Annotated in this window: 18 protein-coding genes; 17 read left to right on the top strand and 1 reads right to left on the bottom strand. The window is 40.3% G+C overall.

Features of this window, described 5'->3' with window-relative positions:
* Positions 1-23 precede the first annotated feature (23 nt).
* From AC4G3O_RS12505 to fliS, 14 genes are all read left to right on the top strand, one after another.
* On the top strand, positions 24-335 hold the full coding sequence (locus tag AC4G3O_RS12505) for a TIGR03826 family flagellar region protein (RefSeq protein WP_491136251.1): 312 nt from the start codon (positions 24-26) through the stop codon (positions 333-335).
* Positions 336-563: 228 nt separating this feature from the next.
* A complete protein-coding gene (flgM, locus tag AC4G3O_RS12500; RefSeq protein WP_490552643.1) occupies positions 564-827 on the top strand; it encodes a flagellar biosynthesis anti-sigma factor FlgM in 264 nt (87 codons plus the stop codon).
* A gap of 60 nt (positions 828-887) precedes the next feature.
* Positions 888-1,382 carry a flagellar protein FlgN gene (locus AC4G3O_RS12495; protein WP_491136250.1) on the top strand — a complete coding sequence of 165 codons (495 nt, stop codon included), beginning with the start codon at positions 888-890 and terminating at the stop codon, positions 1,380-1,382.
* A 21-nt stretch (positions 1,383-1,403) separates the two neighbouring features.
* A complete protein-coding gene (gene flgK, locus AC4G3O_RS12490; protein ID WP_491136249.1) occupies positions 1,404-3,008 on the top strand; it encodes a flagellar hook-associated protein FlgK in 1,605 nt (534 codons plus the stop codon).
* 10 nt (positions 3,009-3,018) lie between these two features.
* Positions 3,019-3,894, top strand: a complete 876-nt coding sequence (gene flgL / locus AC4G3O_RS12485; protein ID WP_491136248.1) for a flagellar hook-associated protein FlgL — start codon at positions 3,019-3,021, stop codon at positions 3,892-3,894.
* Positions 3,895-3,975: 81 nt separating this feature from the next.
* Positions 3,976-4,107: a hypothetical protein gene (locus AC4G3O_RS12480; protein WP_302621341.1), complete on the top strand. Its 132-nt coding sequence runs from the start codon at positions 3,976-3,978 to the stop codon at positions 4,105-4,107.
* A 139-nt stretch (positions 4,108-4,246) separates the two neighbouring features.
* Entirely contained in the window at positions 4,247-4,687 is a 441-nt protein-coding gene (gene fliW / locus AC4G3O_RS12475; protein WP_066106029.1) for a flagellar assembly protein FliW, read from the top strand.
* Positions 4,688-4,690: 3 nt separating this feature from the next.
* Positions 4,691-4,930 (top strand): carbon storage regulator CsrA, encoded by a 240-nt coding sequence (gene csrA, locus AC4G3O_RS12470; RefSeq protein WP_066106032.1) that lies wholly within the window; start codon positions 4,691-4,693, stop codon positions 4,928-4,930.
* 125 nt (positions 4,931-5,055) lie between these two features.
* Positions 5,056-5,883 (top strand): flagellin N-terminal helical domain-containing protein, encoded by an 828-nt coding sequence (locus AC4G3O_RS12465; protein WP_066106034.1) that lies wholly within the window; start codon positions 5,056-5,058, stop codon positions 5,881-5,883.
* 305 nt (positions 5,884-6,188) lie between these two features.
* Positions 6,189-6,353, top strand: coding sequence for a carbon storage regulator (locus AC4G3O_RS12460; RefSeq protein ID WP_066106037.1), 165 nt, complete (start codon positions 6,189-6,191; stop codon positions 6,351-6,353).
* Between the two features lie 200 nt (positions 6,354-6,553).
* Complete coding sequence (gene hag / locus AC4G3O_RS12455) at positions 6,554-7,387, top strand: flagellin Hag (RefSeq protein WP_491136247.1); 834 nt, start codon at positions 6,554-6,556, stop codon at positions 7,385-7,387.
* Between the two features lie 229 nt (positions 7,388-7,616).
* On the top strand, positions 7,617-7,979 hold the full coding sequence (gene flaG, locus AC4G3O_RS12450; RefSeq protein WP_491136246.1) for a flagellar protein FlaG: 363 nt from the start codon (positions 7,617-7,619) through the stop codon (positions 7,977-7,979).
* Positions 7,980-7,991: 12 nt separating this feature from the next.
* Positions 7,992-9,956 (top strand): flagellar filament capping protein FliD, encoded by a 1,965-nt coding sequence (gene fliD / locus AC4G3O_RS12445; protein WP_491136245.1) that lies wholly within the window; start codon positions 7,992-7,994, stop codon positions 9,954-9,956.
* Between the two features lie 21 nt (positions 9,957-9,977).
* Positions 9,978-10,379 carry a flagellar export chaperone FliS gene (gene fliS, locus AC4G3O_RS12440; RefSeq protein WP_066106049.1) on the top strand — a complete coding sequence of 134 codons (402 nt, stop codon included), beginning with the start codon at positions 9,978-9,980 and terminating at the stop codon, positions 10,377-10,379.
* A 62-nt stretch (positions 10,380-10,441) separates the two neighbouring features.
* Here fliS and AC4G3O_RS12435 read toward each other — a convergent pair whose 3' ends face one another.
* Complete coding sequence (locus tag AC4G3O_RS12435) at positions 10,442-10,645, bottom strand: hypothetical protein (protein WP_066106052.1); 204 nt, start codon at positions 10,643-10,645, stop codon at positions 10,442-10,444.
* A gap of 236 nt (positions 10,646-10,881) precedes the next feature.
* Between AC4G3O_RS12435 and AC4G3O_RS12430 the strand changes: the two genes are divergently transcribed.
* Genes AC4G3O_RS12430 through AC4G3O_RS12420 form a run of 3 tightly spaced genes read left to right on the top strand, consistent with a single transcriptional unit; the run spans position 10,882 to position 13,862 of the window.
* Complete coding sequence (locus AC4G3O_RS12430; protein WP_491136244.1) at positions 10,882-13,098, top strand: hypothetical protein; 2,217 nt, start codon at positions 10,882-10,884, stop codon at positions 13,096-13,098.
* Positions 13,095-13,394 carry an EscU/YscU/HrcU family type III secretion system export apparatus switch protein gene (locus AC4G3O_RS12425; protein ID WP_140461800.1) on the top strand — a complete coding sequence of 100 codons (300 nt, stop codon included), beginning with the start codon at positions 13,095-13,097 and terminating at the stop codon, positions 13,392-13,394. The genes AC4G3O_RS12430 and AC4G3O_RS12425 overlap by 4 nt, the downstream gene beginning before the upstream one ends.
* 42 nt (positions 13,395-13,436) lie before the next feature.
* Positions 13,437-13,862 carry a flagellar export chaperone FliS gene (locus tag AC4G3O_RS12420; protein WP_140461799.1) on the top strand — a complete coding sequence of 142 codons (426 nt, stop codon included), beginning with the start codon at positions 13,437-13,439 and terminating at the stop codon, positions 13,860-13,862.
* Positions 13,863-13,879 lie beyond the last annotated feature (17 nt).

The following is a 13,879-nucleotide window of genomic DNA, read 5'->3' as shown; positions in this document are numbered from 1 at the left end:
CATTTCCTGAGGAGGTAAAGAATATGAATGAATTGACCAACTGTCCGACTTGCCAGGCTCTAATCGTGAAAAATCAATTCAGAGATGTATGTGAGAGCTGCTATAAATCTTTATTAATGAGATTTATCAGGAGTGGAAAGCTGCGTATTACATCCAACCCTAATTTGGGCTATGCCTGTGAGCATTGCGGTTCCCTCATTCGCGAGGGCCGCTTTTGTGCAGACTGCAGGGATGATCTTCAGGCAGACCTTGTGAGGCATGAACGGGATGAGGTACTCTATAAAGAGATAGAGGAACGTGAGCGCCAAATGACCTATTACCGAAAAACGCACTAAAAAATAAGTATTTAGACCTGTTAATTCCTTTTTGAATATTGCTTTTCTGTATGTCATAATTTTCATCACAGACAGTAAACAAATCCCCCTTGTTGTCGATACTAACAGTAGATAAGCATAAAGATCTTCTTGATGATCTGCCTGAGACATTTGTAATATGACTCAAATTATAAGATCACCATAGACCTTGGAAGCTAGTGTGACGGAAGGGAAAGTGAGGAACGCGAAATGAAAATTAATCATCTTAATCAATATGGCGTAAATCCGTACCAAAAGGCAGTTAATAAAGCCGATACCTCCATGAAGCCTTCTCAGCTTGCCGATAAAGTGGAAATTTCCAGTAAAGCGAAAGAATTGCAACAGCTATCGAGTGTAGAAGTTGAGCGTCAGGCTAAAATAGACGAAATTAAAAAACAGGTAGAGAACGGCACCTATCAAGTGAATGTCAATGAAACAGCAAAAGGCGTATTGGATTTTTACTCAAAAAACTAAACCTGAAGCCAGTATGAGGCTTGTACTGGCTTTCTTTTTTTATATGGGGTGAACTAATTAATGTCAGCTCAATCTATCATTCAAACCCTTCAGCAGCTGGTCGATCTGCACAGAGAATTGAACAAAATGGCTCAGGAAAAAACAGAGGTCATTAAAGCAGAAGAGTTAAAGTCGTTAATCAGCCTGCTTGTTCATGAGAGGAAGCTAGTCGTTGCGATTGAACGGCTTGAGAATGTGCGGCAGAGTGATGTACATGCCTTTCTTAGAGAAAAGGGCGTGCAGAATGGAACCGCACTCTTATCAGAATGTATTCAATATGCTTCGGAAAACGTGCGAACAGAACTTACCAGCCTGGGCGGTGAATTGCGAGAAGAGATTATGAGTTTAAAAGAGCGGAATGAATTAAATCAGCAGTTAATCTATCAATCTCTTCAATTTGTGAATCTGAATTTAAATCTTATGTTACCAGAGAATGAGAGCTATACATACGACAGGCCACAGGATCCAGAGGGTGCAAGAAAACCAAGTAAATCGCTATTTGATTCGAAGGCCTAAAAAGAAACAGGGGGAGCATTTATGACATCAACCTTTCATGGGTTAGAAACAGCCAGGCGCGGACTGACGACTCAGCAGGCAGCTTTATATGTAGTGGGCCAAAACGTTGCCAATGCCAATACACTCGGATATTCACGCCAACGGGTTAACATGGCAGCGGAAACGGCTTACCCAAACCCGGGTATGAACCGCGAACAAATTCCTGGTCAAATGGGTACCGGTGTTAAAGCGGGCTCAATTCAGCGGGTTCGTGAAAGCTTTTTGGATGTTCAATATAGAAGCGAAAGCACGAAGCTGGGGTATTGGACGGGGAGAGCGGAAGGGTTAAGCAAAATAGAGGATGTCATGGACGAGCTTAAGGGAACAGGCCTTAGTGATTCCGTTGATTCATTTTGGCAATCCATACAGGACTTGGCCACCAATTCTGTCAACTCAGGTGGTAAAGCTGTAGTACGTGAACGAGGAATTGCGCTGGCGGATACGTTTACCTATCTGAGCAGCTCCCTAAATATGGTCCGCTCCGATTTGAAGAATGAATTGGATGTGACGGTTGAAAAGGCCAATAGCATGCTGGGAAGCATCGACCAGCTTAATAAACAAATTGCAGCGATTGAACCGCATGGCTATTTGCCGAATGATTTATACGATTCTCGTGATCTGTTGATTGATGAGCTTTCCTCCATGATGAATATCAAGGTCGATTATGTGAAAAACGGCGGCAATTCAGAGGCCCAGGCAATGGGATCGGCGGTCATAAAGCTTAACAATGGCACTGCTGAACCGATGACTTTGATTGATTCTACTGCAGTTAACCCTATTACTCTAACGTTTAATGGGGAGGATGGCGCTATGGATAGCATATCAATTGGTGGGAATGCAGTAACTTCAGCTGATTTTATTTCAGAGGGCAAGCTGCTGTCCCTTTTGCAAACATACGGATATACAAATGCAGAAGGAGAGTTGGCGGGGGATTTGCCAGATATGCTCAAAGAACTTGATCATATGGCTTATACCTTTGCGACAGAGTTTAATAAGGTTCATAAGGAAGGTCTGAGTGCGAAGGAGCTTGCAGCCTGGAAAACAGCTCTCGAGAGTGATCCAGCTGCGAAGATAGAAGATTTTAATGAGGATATTCTATTCTTTGCTGATGAGAATAATGCGGAGCCTCAGAACGTCAAAGGCTTTGCCAGCCGTATTCGAATATCCGATGAAATAAAAGAAAGCTATGATTATATTGCCAATGCGTCCGTTGCTACTCCTAATGACGGTGATGCAAGCAATCTATTGAAGCTTGCGGATGTCTTTTATGAAAAGTTCAATTATAGGGATGCATTAGCTGACACTTCTCCAGCTGCTGAAAAAGAAAGTTTAGGCGCTTACCTGCAAAGTGTCATAGGGACATTGGCGGTTAAAACGGAGCAGGCGGATCGATTATCTGTGAACAGTGCGACCCTGCTGCAGAATGTCAGCGACCGACGTTCTTCCGTCAGTGCAGTTTCATTGGATGAAGAAATGACCAATATGGTTCAATATCAGCAGGCATATAATGCATCCGCACGAATGATTACGATGATTGATGAATGTCTTGATAAAATAATCAACGGCCTTGGCGTCGGTGGCAGGTAGGTGAATACGTATGAGAGTCACACAAAGTATGGTTGCAGCCAATTCTTTGCTGAATATCAATAAGAGTTATGGATCGATGGCGCAGTATCTTGAACAGCTATCAACAGGTAAAAAGATTACAAAGGCCTCCGATGATCCAGTGATTGCGCAAAAGGGGATGTATTATCGGACAAGCCTGAATGAAGTAGAGCAATATAAGCGCAATTTATCGGAAGTTTATCTTTGGATGGATAACTCAGAGGCTTCGATGGATCAGGGTAACAAAAGTTTTCAACGTATCCGTGAATTGATGATTCAGGCAAAAAATGATACAAACGAAACCACCGACCGGGAAGCCATCGCAAAGGAAATCGCTCAGCTGAAAGAGGACTTAGTATCCGTAGCGAATACGCAGGTTGCCGGCCGTTATATTTTTAATGGAACGAGTGTGAATACAGCACCTGTTACCTCCGATGCAAATGGTGTCGTGGTCAATTCAGAGAATGATCCCTATCTGGTGGAAGTATCAAGAGGAATTCAATTGAAGGCAAATGCAGATCCTTCTCAGCTATTCAGTCAGGAATTATTTAATACAATCGGAGAGATTGAGAGCGAATTATCAGCGGATGATATGGATCTTGATTCTTTACTCCAGAAATTCGATGGTTTGGTCACTGCCTTTTCAGCGGAACGCTCCGACCTTGGCGCCCGCTATAATCGCCTGGAGCTATTGGAATCCAGAATAGATAACCAGGAGGTATTGGCGAAAAAGGTACTGAGCGAAAATGAAGATGTAGACATGGAAAAGGTCTATACGGATTTTATTACGCAGGAAAGTGTGCACAGAGCTGCTTTACAAATGGGAGCGAGCATCATTCAGCCAAGCCTGGTTGATTTCTTACGATAAAAAAGATGAGTTGACTCAAGAAGCGCCCAGTGGCCAATTGGGTCAACTCTTTTTGTATGTTTTGAGGAGGAGAGACTATCCATGTCCATTGCCCAATTACAAATGAACTCAACATCAGCGCAGCTCGGCTACCAAATCAAACGTATTAATCAATCGATTGAACAACAGATTGCAGATGTATCGATCGAACAGATATACAGCCTCAGAAGGTGAATATTCAGGTACAAACCCATCAGCCAACGATTAATTATTCCAGGCAGTATAAGCTATTACATGAAACAATATCAATCTCTTGAATTTTTTATAGCTAATCAAAATCCATTCGAAATGAAACTATAGGGGTGAAGCTAACGTGAAGCTGACAACAAAATATCATGGTGAGCAAGTGATCGAAGAAAAAGTTATCATTACCTTTGATGAAGGTATTCCCGGCTTTCCGAACGAACAGAAATTTGTGCTGCTTCTTTTAACAGATGATCAATCATTCTTTGTGCTTCAATCTGTGAAGACACCGAATCTAGCTTTCGTGGTTACAAGTCCGTTCCTAACCTACCCTGATTATGAATTTAAATTAGATGATGAAATTGTGGAATCATTAGGGGTAACAGAGGAACATATTACGGTGTTTTCGATTGTGACAGCGAAGGAGCCATTCGAGGAGTCAACGATTAATCTTCAGGCTCCGCTTATTATGGATACGAAGAAGGGTAAAGGAAAACAAATCATTCTGAATCAAACAAACTACCAAACTAGAACACCTTTATTTCCAAAAGTAGAAAGCAAGGGGGAGTAAAGCATGCTTATTCTATCGAGGAAAAAAGATGAATCCATATTAATCGGTTCCGATATTGAAATTACAGTTGTTTCTGTACAGGGCGATCAGGTTAAGCTTGGCATTAAAGCCCCAAAGCAAGTCGACGTCTATCGAAAGGAACTATTTGAGGAAATTCAGCATGAAAATGTAGAAGCAGCGGAGGTTACGGTTAATATTGGAGATTTGATTAATAACTCTAAAAATAGGACGAAAGACTCATAGAGAGCGATTGAAATCACCCGATACAAATAGTGTACAAGAGAAGGAGAGACGGCCGCTTTTAATCTCTTATACACAAAAAAGGACCACATGGACGTGATCCGTTAAATCAGGGAGGATTTTTTATTATGATTATCAATCACAATATCGCAGCAATCAATACGCACCGCCAATTTGGTGTAGCGAACAACGCACAATCCAGTTCAATGGAAAAATTGTCTTCAGGTCTTCGTATAAACCGTGCCGGAGATGACGCAGCTGGTCTATCTATTTCCGAAAAAATGCGAGGTCAAATCCGCGGATTAGAGCAATCTTCTCGTAACGCTCAAGATGGTATTTCTTTGATCCAAACAGCTGAAGGTGCTCTTAACGAGGTACATTCAATTACTCAACGTATGCGTGAATTGGCCGTGCAATCTGCGAACGATACTAACATTGCAGAAGACAGAGCAGCTTTGAAAGATGAGTTTGATGCCTTGGCTACAGAAGTTGGACGTATTAATACTGATACAGAATTCAATAAACAAAAATTACTTGATGGTACTGCTGGTAATGCAGGTGTTCTATCTATGCATGTTGGTGCGAATAAAGATCAAGTTATCCAAGTTGATTTAACTAGCGTGAAATTAGATGATATTCAAGCAGCAATTGCAGATGCTGATATCAGCAATCAAACTGGGGCAGAGGCAGCAATTGCTACTTTAGATGAGAATATTGCTAAGATTTCTACTGGACGTTCTAAGCTTGGTGCATACCAAAACCGATTAGAGCATTCTATTGCGAACTTGGACAATGCTGCAGAGAATTTGACAGCTGCTGAATCTCGTATTCGTGACGTGGATATGGCGAAAGAAATGATGGAGCAAACAAGATCATCCATTCTATCTCAAGCAGCTCAAGCAATGCTTGCGCAGGCTAACCAAACACCGCAAAATGTGCTTCAATTGCTACGTTAAATCTATCGAAATCGGAATTCTCTATGGGTTCCGATTTTTTTATTATAAAAAATGTTAAAATTTTATATTAAAACTATTAAATGTTAAAATAAGTTTCCGATATAGATTATGTAAGAGAAACAACCCGAAAAAATTTCATACTGAATACTCAGGACGAGTAAATATTTCTTATTGAATCTTCGCAGGACGCGAATGTGAGATAGGGGATGTTTACTTTTTTATGTGTACTAAAGCATAAGGAGGGTAATGTTCTCTATGGGGGTCTTACAAACTGATCACTTTTCTCAAGGAGGAGGACCACAACTATGCTAGTACTTGGTAGAAGACCTGGTGAATTTATAAAAATTGGTGATGACATCACTGTAAAGGTCGTTAAAAGTGAAGATGGACACCTTCGCTTAGCTATTGATGCCCCCAAACACGTAAAAATTACGCGTGGGGAACTATTAGATAACCAACAAAACAAATAGATACCTATTTGCTCATGGACGAGCGGTACTAAACTACGATGCAGGAAGCATCCCAGTTTCAGAACCGCCCGTCTTTTTTAATCTCGTTATTACTGGAACCCCCCATCCTAGGCAACGGGCCAGTTTCCATTAATATATAAATTTAAAATCTATCAGGTGGAAAAGGAAGTCCACCTACACATTCCAAGGAGGAAAATTAAATGATTATCAATCACAATATCACAGCATTAAACACACACCGTCAGTTAGGTGCAGCAACAAATGCACAAGCTGGATCAATGGAGAAATTGGCTTCTGGTATGCGTATTAATAAAGCTGGGGATGACGCAGCTGGTCTTTCAATCTCTGAAAAAATGCGCAGTCAAGTTCGTGGTTTAGACCAAGCGGCTAAAAACTCACAAGATGGTATTTCATTAATTCAAACTGCTGAGGGAGCGCTTAATGAAACGCATTCTATTTTACAACGTCAGCGTGAATTAGTTGTTCAATCAGGAAATGCTGGGACTCTTGAAGCGGATGATCTTAAAGCTATTCAAGATGAAATTGGACAACTAAATGATGAGTTAGACGGTATTGCAGAACGCACACAATTTAACGGAAAAAAATTATTAGATGGTAATTATTCTGCAAATTTACAAATTGGAGCAAATAAAGGGCAACAACATACTATAGCTATTAATTCTGGAACAAAAGATGCTAAAGCGGGGTATGATTCTACAGCATTAACTGTTAAAACTATAGTAGCAGATGGTACTTCTTTTGATACAGATATCGCATTGGTAGATGCAGCAATCTCAAAAGTTTCTGCAGCACGTTCTAACCTTGGAGCGAATCAAAATCGCCTAGAGCACACAATTAATAATTTAGGAACAGCGTCTGAAAACCTAACAGCTGCGGAATCTCGTATCCGTGACGTAGATATGGCGAAAGAAATGATGGAACAAACTAAAAATTCTATCCTTTCTCAAGCAGCGCAAGCAATGTTGGCTCAAGCTAACCAACAACCACAAGGAGTTCTTCAACTTCTTCGTTAATTATAATGAAAATTCGGTTTTTCCTAATGGAAAGCCGGATTTTTTAATTTAAAGTAAAGAGTGTATGGTAAGCCTTCATGAACGAATCAACTGCGACATAATCTTCAAAATTGAATGCTCTAAGAGATTCGCATTTTTATCTTCATTTAATTATCCCTTCCTTCCTTAAAATCTCCCCCATCCTACCGATATACCTAATAACAGTGAACTGAATAGTTGGAGGTGCGAGATGGTGAATGGTATTTCGGCTGATATTGGTCATTTGGCTCCACAGTCTTTTACTAAAAGTTCTGTTCCTATAAAAGAGCAGGCTATGGTTCAGAACGTTATTCCTCAACAAGAACAGTCACCTATGACAGATGTACAAATGAAAGAGAAGCTTACAGAAACGATGGAAGCTATGAATAAATTTATAGGACCGATGCATGCGTCTTTAAAATTCGAGCTTCACGAGGATCTAAATGAATATTATGTAACCGTGGTTGATGATGTAACAGGCAATGTGCTACGTGAAATTCCTCCAAAGAAGATGCTTGATATGTATGCAGCTATGGTAGAGAACATGGCTTTGTTTGTAGATAGAAAAGTTTAAGGATGTGAAAGAATGCGTATTTCCGGTTTAGCTAGTGGCATAGATACAGATACAATGGTTAAACAGCTAATGCAGGCTGAAAGAATCCCTTTAGATAAATTAAAACAAAATAAACAGACACTTGAGTGGAAACGTGATGATTACCGTTCTATCAATACACTGTTAACGAATTTTCGCCAAGATGTATTGAACATGAAGCTGAGTTCTTCCTATCGTTCCAGAACGACAAGCAGTACGAATGATGCAGCGGTTACAGCCACCGCAACATCTGGCGCGAGCGCAACCAGTTATCAATTATCCGATGTTAAGCTGGCCAAAGCGGCTTCTCTTACAACTAAAGTATTGTCCGGTACAAATCCTAAAATAGATTCCAGTAAACCCCTAGAATCCATGTCGGGCAGCTTTTCTTCTGCTATTGATTGGAAATCCGGTGTGGTTGAAACACAGAAGTTTACGGCCAACGGGTCATCCATTGATCTTAAATTACCTGACACTGTAGCTATTCAAAATGATCAGGTTCAAATAAAAGTGGCAGGAAAAGTGTTGGAGCAATATTCGAAGGATGCCGATGGTAAGGACGTTAGAAATTATTCAATTGATAAAGGAATTATTACATTCGAAAATAATATACCTGCATCAGGGTCAGCCATCGAAGTAAACTATGTAACCAATAAAAAGGTAGAAAAAATCTCTATAGCTAAAGATGCCACAAGCTTTCAACTTTCTAAAGTAGCCATTAATGAAGGGTCTATGACCCTGAAAGTTGGGGGTAAATCTGTTACGGTTGACGAAAATGGAGACTTTAGTGTTGGTACTATATCTGGTACGGTAAATTTTAAAACAGGTAAGGTTGATCTTAAAACTGCTGCAAGTGAGGATATAGAAATAGAGGCTGAGTATACGAAAAAATATACTGCCATGAACATGAAGACTACAACCTCAAGTGGAGAGATGAGTGAAACATTCTTCATTACTTCTGATCAATCTCTGGATAACGTAATCAGTAAAGTGAATTCATCAAAGCTTGGATTAAACATGTTCTATGATTCATTTACAGACAAAATATCTATGACAAGAAAAGAAACAGGTACCTTTTCCACAGATTTGAAGGATATTCAAATAGATAATTCATCATTAGCTCAAGCCCTTCAATTGACTTCAGCTGATTACAAAGCAGGTTCCAATGCGTTATTAAAAATTAATGGTTTAGAGACTCAGCGGGCAAGTAACACATTCACTATGAATGGTGTCACATTCACGCTTAAGAGTGAATTTACTGAAGCGGTTACGGTTGGAATTAACAATGATACTACTAAAGTGTACGACAACATAAAGGGCTTTGTAGATAAATACAATGAATTAATTGCAACAATCCAAAGTAAGGTCAGCGAGGAACGTAACCGAAACTATTTACCTTTAACAGATGATGAACGTGATAGCTTGAGTGAAAAAGAGATTGAGAAATGGGAAAATATTGCGAAGACAGGAATGCTGCGCAATGATTCTATTTTAAATGGAGCTTTAGATTCCATGCGGGGGAGCTTTTATAGCTCGGTTAATACATCAACAGGTATGTATTCATCCTTAAGCAGCATCGGAATCACGACAACCTCTGATTACATGGCAGGCGGTAAACTCGAAATCAATGAAACCAAATTAAAACAGGCTTTAGAGGATGATCCTGAAAGTGTAGAAGCTTTATTTGCTTCGGAGGATGGAATTCTATCAAAGCTGCAGAAAAATATATCTGCAGCTACTGACCAGCTGAAGGCAAGAGCGGGAACCTCATTGTCGACCAATGCTACGTTTACGATGGGAAGAGATTTAACCAATATTGATGATCGTATTAGTCGATTTGAGGACAGGCTAGTCCAGGTAGAGAATCGCTACTATAAACAATTCACTGCGATGGAAAAAGCAATTCAACAGGCAAACAGCCAATCAGGATATTTATCATCGATGTTTGCGACTGGTTAATAAAAAGGAGTGTACGTATAAATGGCAATACAAAATCCGTATCAGGCTTATCAAACGAATACTGTTACCACTGCTTCACCGGGAGAATTAACGCTTATGCTGTATAATGGATGCCTGAAATTTATTAAAGCTGCACGAGTTGCGATGGAGTCGAAACAAATCCAGGCCAGACATGAGAATCTTCTAAAGGCGCAAAATATCATTAGTGAATTACGAATCACTTTAAATATGGATATGGCAATCTCTCAAAATATGATGGCGATGTATGATTATATCAACAGTCGGTTGATAGAGGCGAATACTAAAAATGATCCTGCTATGTTGGACGAGGCGGAGGAATTGGTTTTGGAGTTTCGTGATACATGGAAGCAGGCCATTCAACTCAATAGACGAAAGCAATATACCTCAGGAGGACATGCCTGATTCTAATAAAGAAGGGCTGAAAGATGAAGAGAATTGTTCATCTTTCGGCCCTTTTCTTCTATTTATTCGACTATATCCTGATCTTTTATATGAGTGATCCACATGTGATGCACACTATTAATAATACCAATCATGAGAATTTGCACAGATCCAAGAATGGCTAAGTTCAATCCTTGTAATCTTCCAGTTATGAAAGAATAGATGTTAAATATGATTAATACAACTAGTAAGCCATTCAGTATATGGATACTTTTACCCCTTTTCATTTCTCATCCTTCTTCCATTTTGATTAAAAACCCTTATGTGTTATTTATACCCATTATTGCCGATTATTTCTGTCATAGCAAGCGTTTTGTTGTATATTAAGAAATTTTTGTTCTTTTTAACGAATATTAGTGCTTAGGCAAACTAGGAAATTGTGTCTATTTCTTTATCACAAACTAATATTTGTAGGCAATTTACCGATAAAAAGAATAAGGAATTTGGACGGAGAGTGAACGCAATGCAGATTCAAGCAATCCATTCGGGGCATAGCTTAAACGGAAAAAGCAATCAATATTCAGTTGGACAGATTCAGTCTGTAACCATTAAAGAACGGGTATCCGTTAATACAGCTGTTGTTTCTTTAAAAGGGAAAGAGATGAGCATGGCGTTTGAAAATGGAGTACCGGCACAGAACAAGGCTCAAGTTGAGATTACAGCAATTAACAATGACCAATTAACGGTTAAAACTCTTTCAACAAGTCAGCCCGCAGCAGAAGGCCAGGCTCCTACCAAGGTTGAAGAGATTCTGAAAGCGGCCGGTGTTGATGCATCTAATAAAGACTTCCGTCAGGCTGTGCAAATTTTGCAGGAAAAAGGTTATCCGCTTTCTAAAGATAGTTTACAGACGATTCAGCGCTTTATGAACACAGAGGCGGGGACAGTGGAGCAAAAATTAGCTACCATTACGGCTTTGGCGGAGCGTCAGTTAGAGGTACGCATGCCACATTTGAAAGCAATTCACTCTGCCTTACATGGTGAATCAATTGGGAAGATGGTCAGTGAAATTGGCAAAGAGCTTCCGGAGATTTCGAGGGTTTCTACACCACCTATTCATGTGCCGACAACTACAATCCGCGATTTAAAATCAGCCATCATACACCAGCAGGATTCTGCCAAAATCACTGAACAGGTGATGAAATTTATAAAGGATTCACCGGACCTTTCTCAAGCCGAAAAGAGTGCCATCTTAAAATCGCTGCTGGCTGGTAAAGAAGCTTTAATTCAAACTCTTTCCATCATTGATAAAAGCAAGGGAGCAGTCACTCCAGTGAATATGGAGGTTTCTGTTCATGGCAAGGAAGTAATGGATTTGATGAAAAGTGTTCAAAAGGATTCTTCCATGGCGATGGTATTGGCAAAAGCAACAGAATTTCTGAGTGGTGACTCTGCCAAACTATTCGAAGGTATTGAACGTCTGACAGGAGCAGTTGAAAAGGCAACAGAGCTTGTGTCCAAGGGTAGAGAATTGTCAGCGCGCAAAGAACTGATGACGGCATTATCAATCATGCAGGAGGAAAACCCAAAAGTAATGGATGTAAAACCGGCCAACTCATTAACCGAATCTGAGCAGAATGCAATCAATCAGATCATCCAGGGGCTAAATCTCTCATCAAAAGATGTGATCGTTACTGAAATTAGTAAAAAGCTATCCCAGCTTACGATCGATTTTATACATATAAAAAGAGAGATTACGAGAAATTTGGATCAGTCTATCCAAATGATGGAGCAAAAACAGCCCCAGGTTAAGCAGGTTCTGGAATCTACCATTAAGCAGCTGGATCAAGCTATTTTAAAGGGTGAATTCATGCTTTATACCGATATGTCGACGGAGAAGAAGCTCCTGCAGTCTAGCAGCAGATTGCAGGAAGCAAAGAATTTGCTTATGAGCGGGAAGCTACCTGAGGCGAACCAGATCGTGAAGGAAGTTAAAGCATCCGTAGAAGGTCTTTTGTTTAAACCGTCTGATGTTAAAGTTAAGCATTTTGTGGCAGGCGTGACGAGTAATGTCGGTGAAGATGTATTTACTCAAGGTGCAAAGCCAGAGCAGTCTGGACGTAATGTGCTGGAGCTGATTCGGAAACTTGGGATGATGAATGAACATGAGGTGGCGAAATCTTTTTTGAATGGAAAACAGCCTGAAATGCCGCAAACTGTAAAATCCTCTCTGCTTTCGATCTTGCAATCTGACCAGCTTAATCCGAAGCTGGCTCAGCAGGTGGAACAGGCTGTTCAAAATCTAACCGGTCAGCAGCTTCTAGCTAAGCCTGACTCATCCGGTATGCAGAATCTGGCCATGCAGCTTCCGCTTTTACTTCATAAGGAAGTTGAGAATGTGAAAGTATTTGTAAACTCTCAATCTGATAAGGATCAAATTGATTGGGAGAACTGCAGCCTTTACTTTGTGATGGAGACCAAGCGGCTTGGTGAGATTGGGATTTCGCTGACGGCAACCAATCGAAATTTGTTCCTAACCTTTAAAAGTGATAAGGAAGATTTACAGCAATCAATGACTCGGATATCGGATTCATCGCTTGATCGGTTCAAGGAAATTGGTTATTCGATTGGCTCGGTTCAATTTAAACCGATGACCGTGGAAACGAAGAGCTCAGAACGAGAGGCAAGTCCAACAGTCCAAACAGCCTTTACGAAAAAGGGGTATGACATAACGATATGAGACAGCAATATTTCAATCAAATGAACCGTAAAAAGATGAATGGACCGACCGCTGCCGTCATCAGGTACGAAGAACAAAATGGAGAGGCCCCGCAGTTAGTCGCTCAGGGAACTGGGGAAGTAGCCAGAAGGATTATTGAAACGGCTAAGAAAAATGATATCCATCTGCAGGAGGATGAGTCATTGGTCAGCCATCTTTTAGACATTGATCTTGGAGATTCAATTCCTCCGCAGCTTTATGCAGTGATTGCTGAAATCCTCCTTTTATTAGAAGAGCTCGATAAACAATATAACTAGCCCGTCGATATATAAAATAAGAGGATATGGAGGTTTTTGTGAATGGAATTTTTAACAGAGGAACTTATTGTGCAAAAATCATCTCAGGAATTAACGGCATTGCTGTATGAAGGACTATTAACCAATTTATATGAGGCCATTGATCAAATAGATGAGTCTAATTTATTCCAGGCTAATAAAAGCCTGCAAAGGGCCGGTGATATCGTTCATCGTCTTGGTGTGGGACTTCGGTATGAAGCAGGCCCAATTACGGAGAATTTGGACACCCTCTATAATTTCCTGGCTGATGAGCTGATCCGGGTAAATCTAACTAAGAATACGGATAGCATTTCATTCCTGATCAAAATCGTTGAGACTCTATCCACAGCCTGGAATGATGCCATGCAATTGAAAAATAATGCAAAGGCTGATTCGTTAATTAAGATGGTATCGGCCTATGAAAATAACGTGATGAGGAAAAAATTCTAATAGAATGAGGGAGCATT

The organism is Bacillus sp. z14 (2026), from assembly GCF_058313575.1.
Note: the sequence above shows the minus strand (reverse complement) of the source record. Positions and strands in the feature narration are given on the sequence as shown.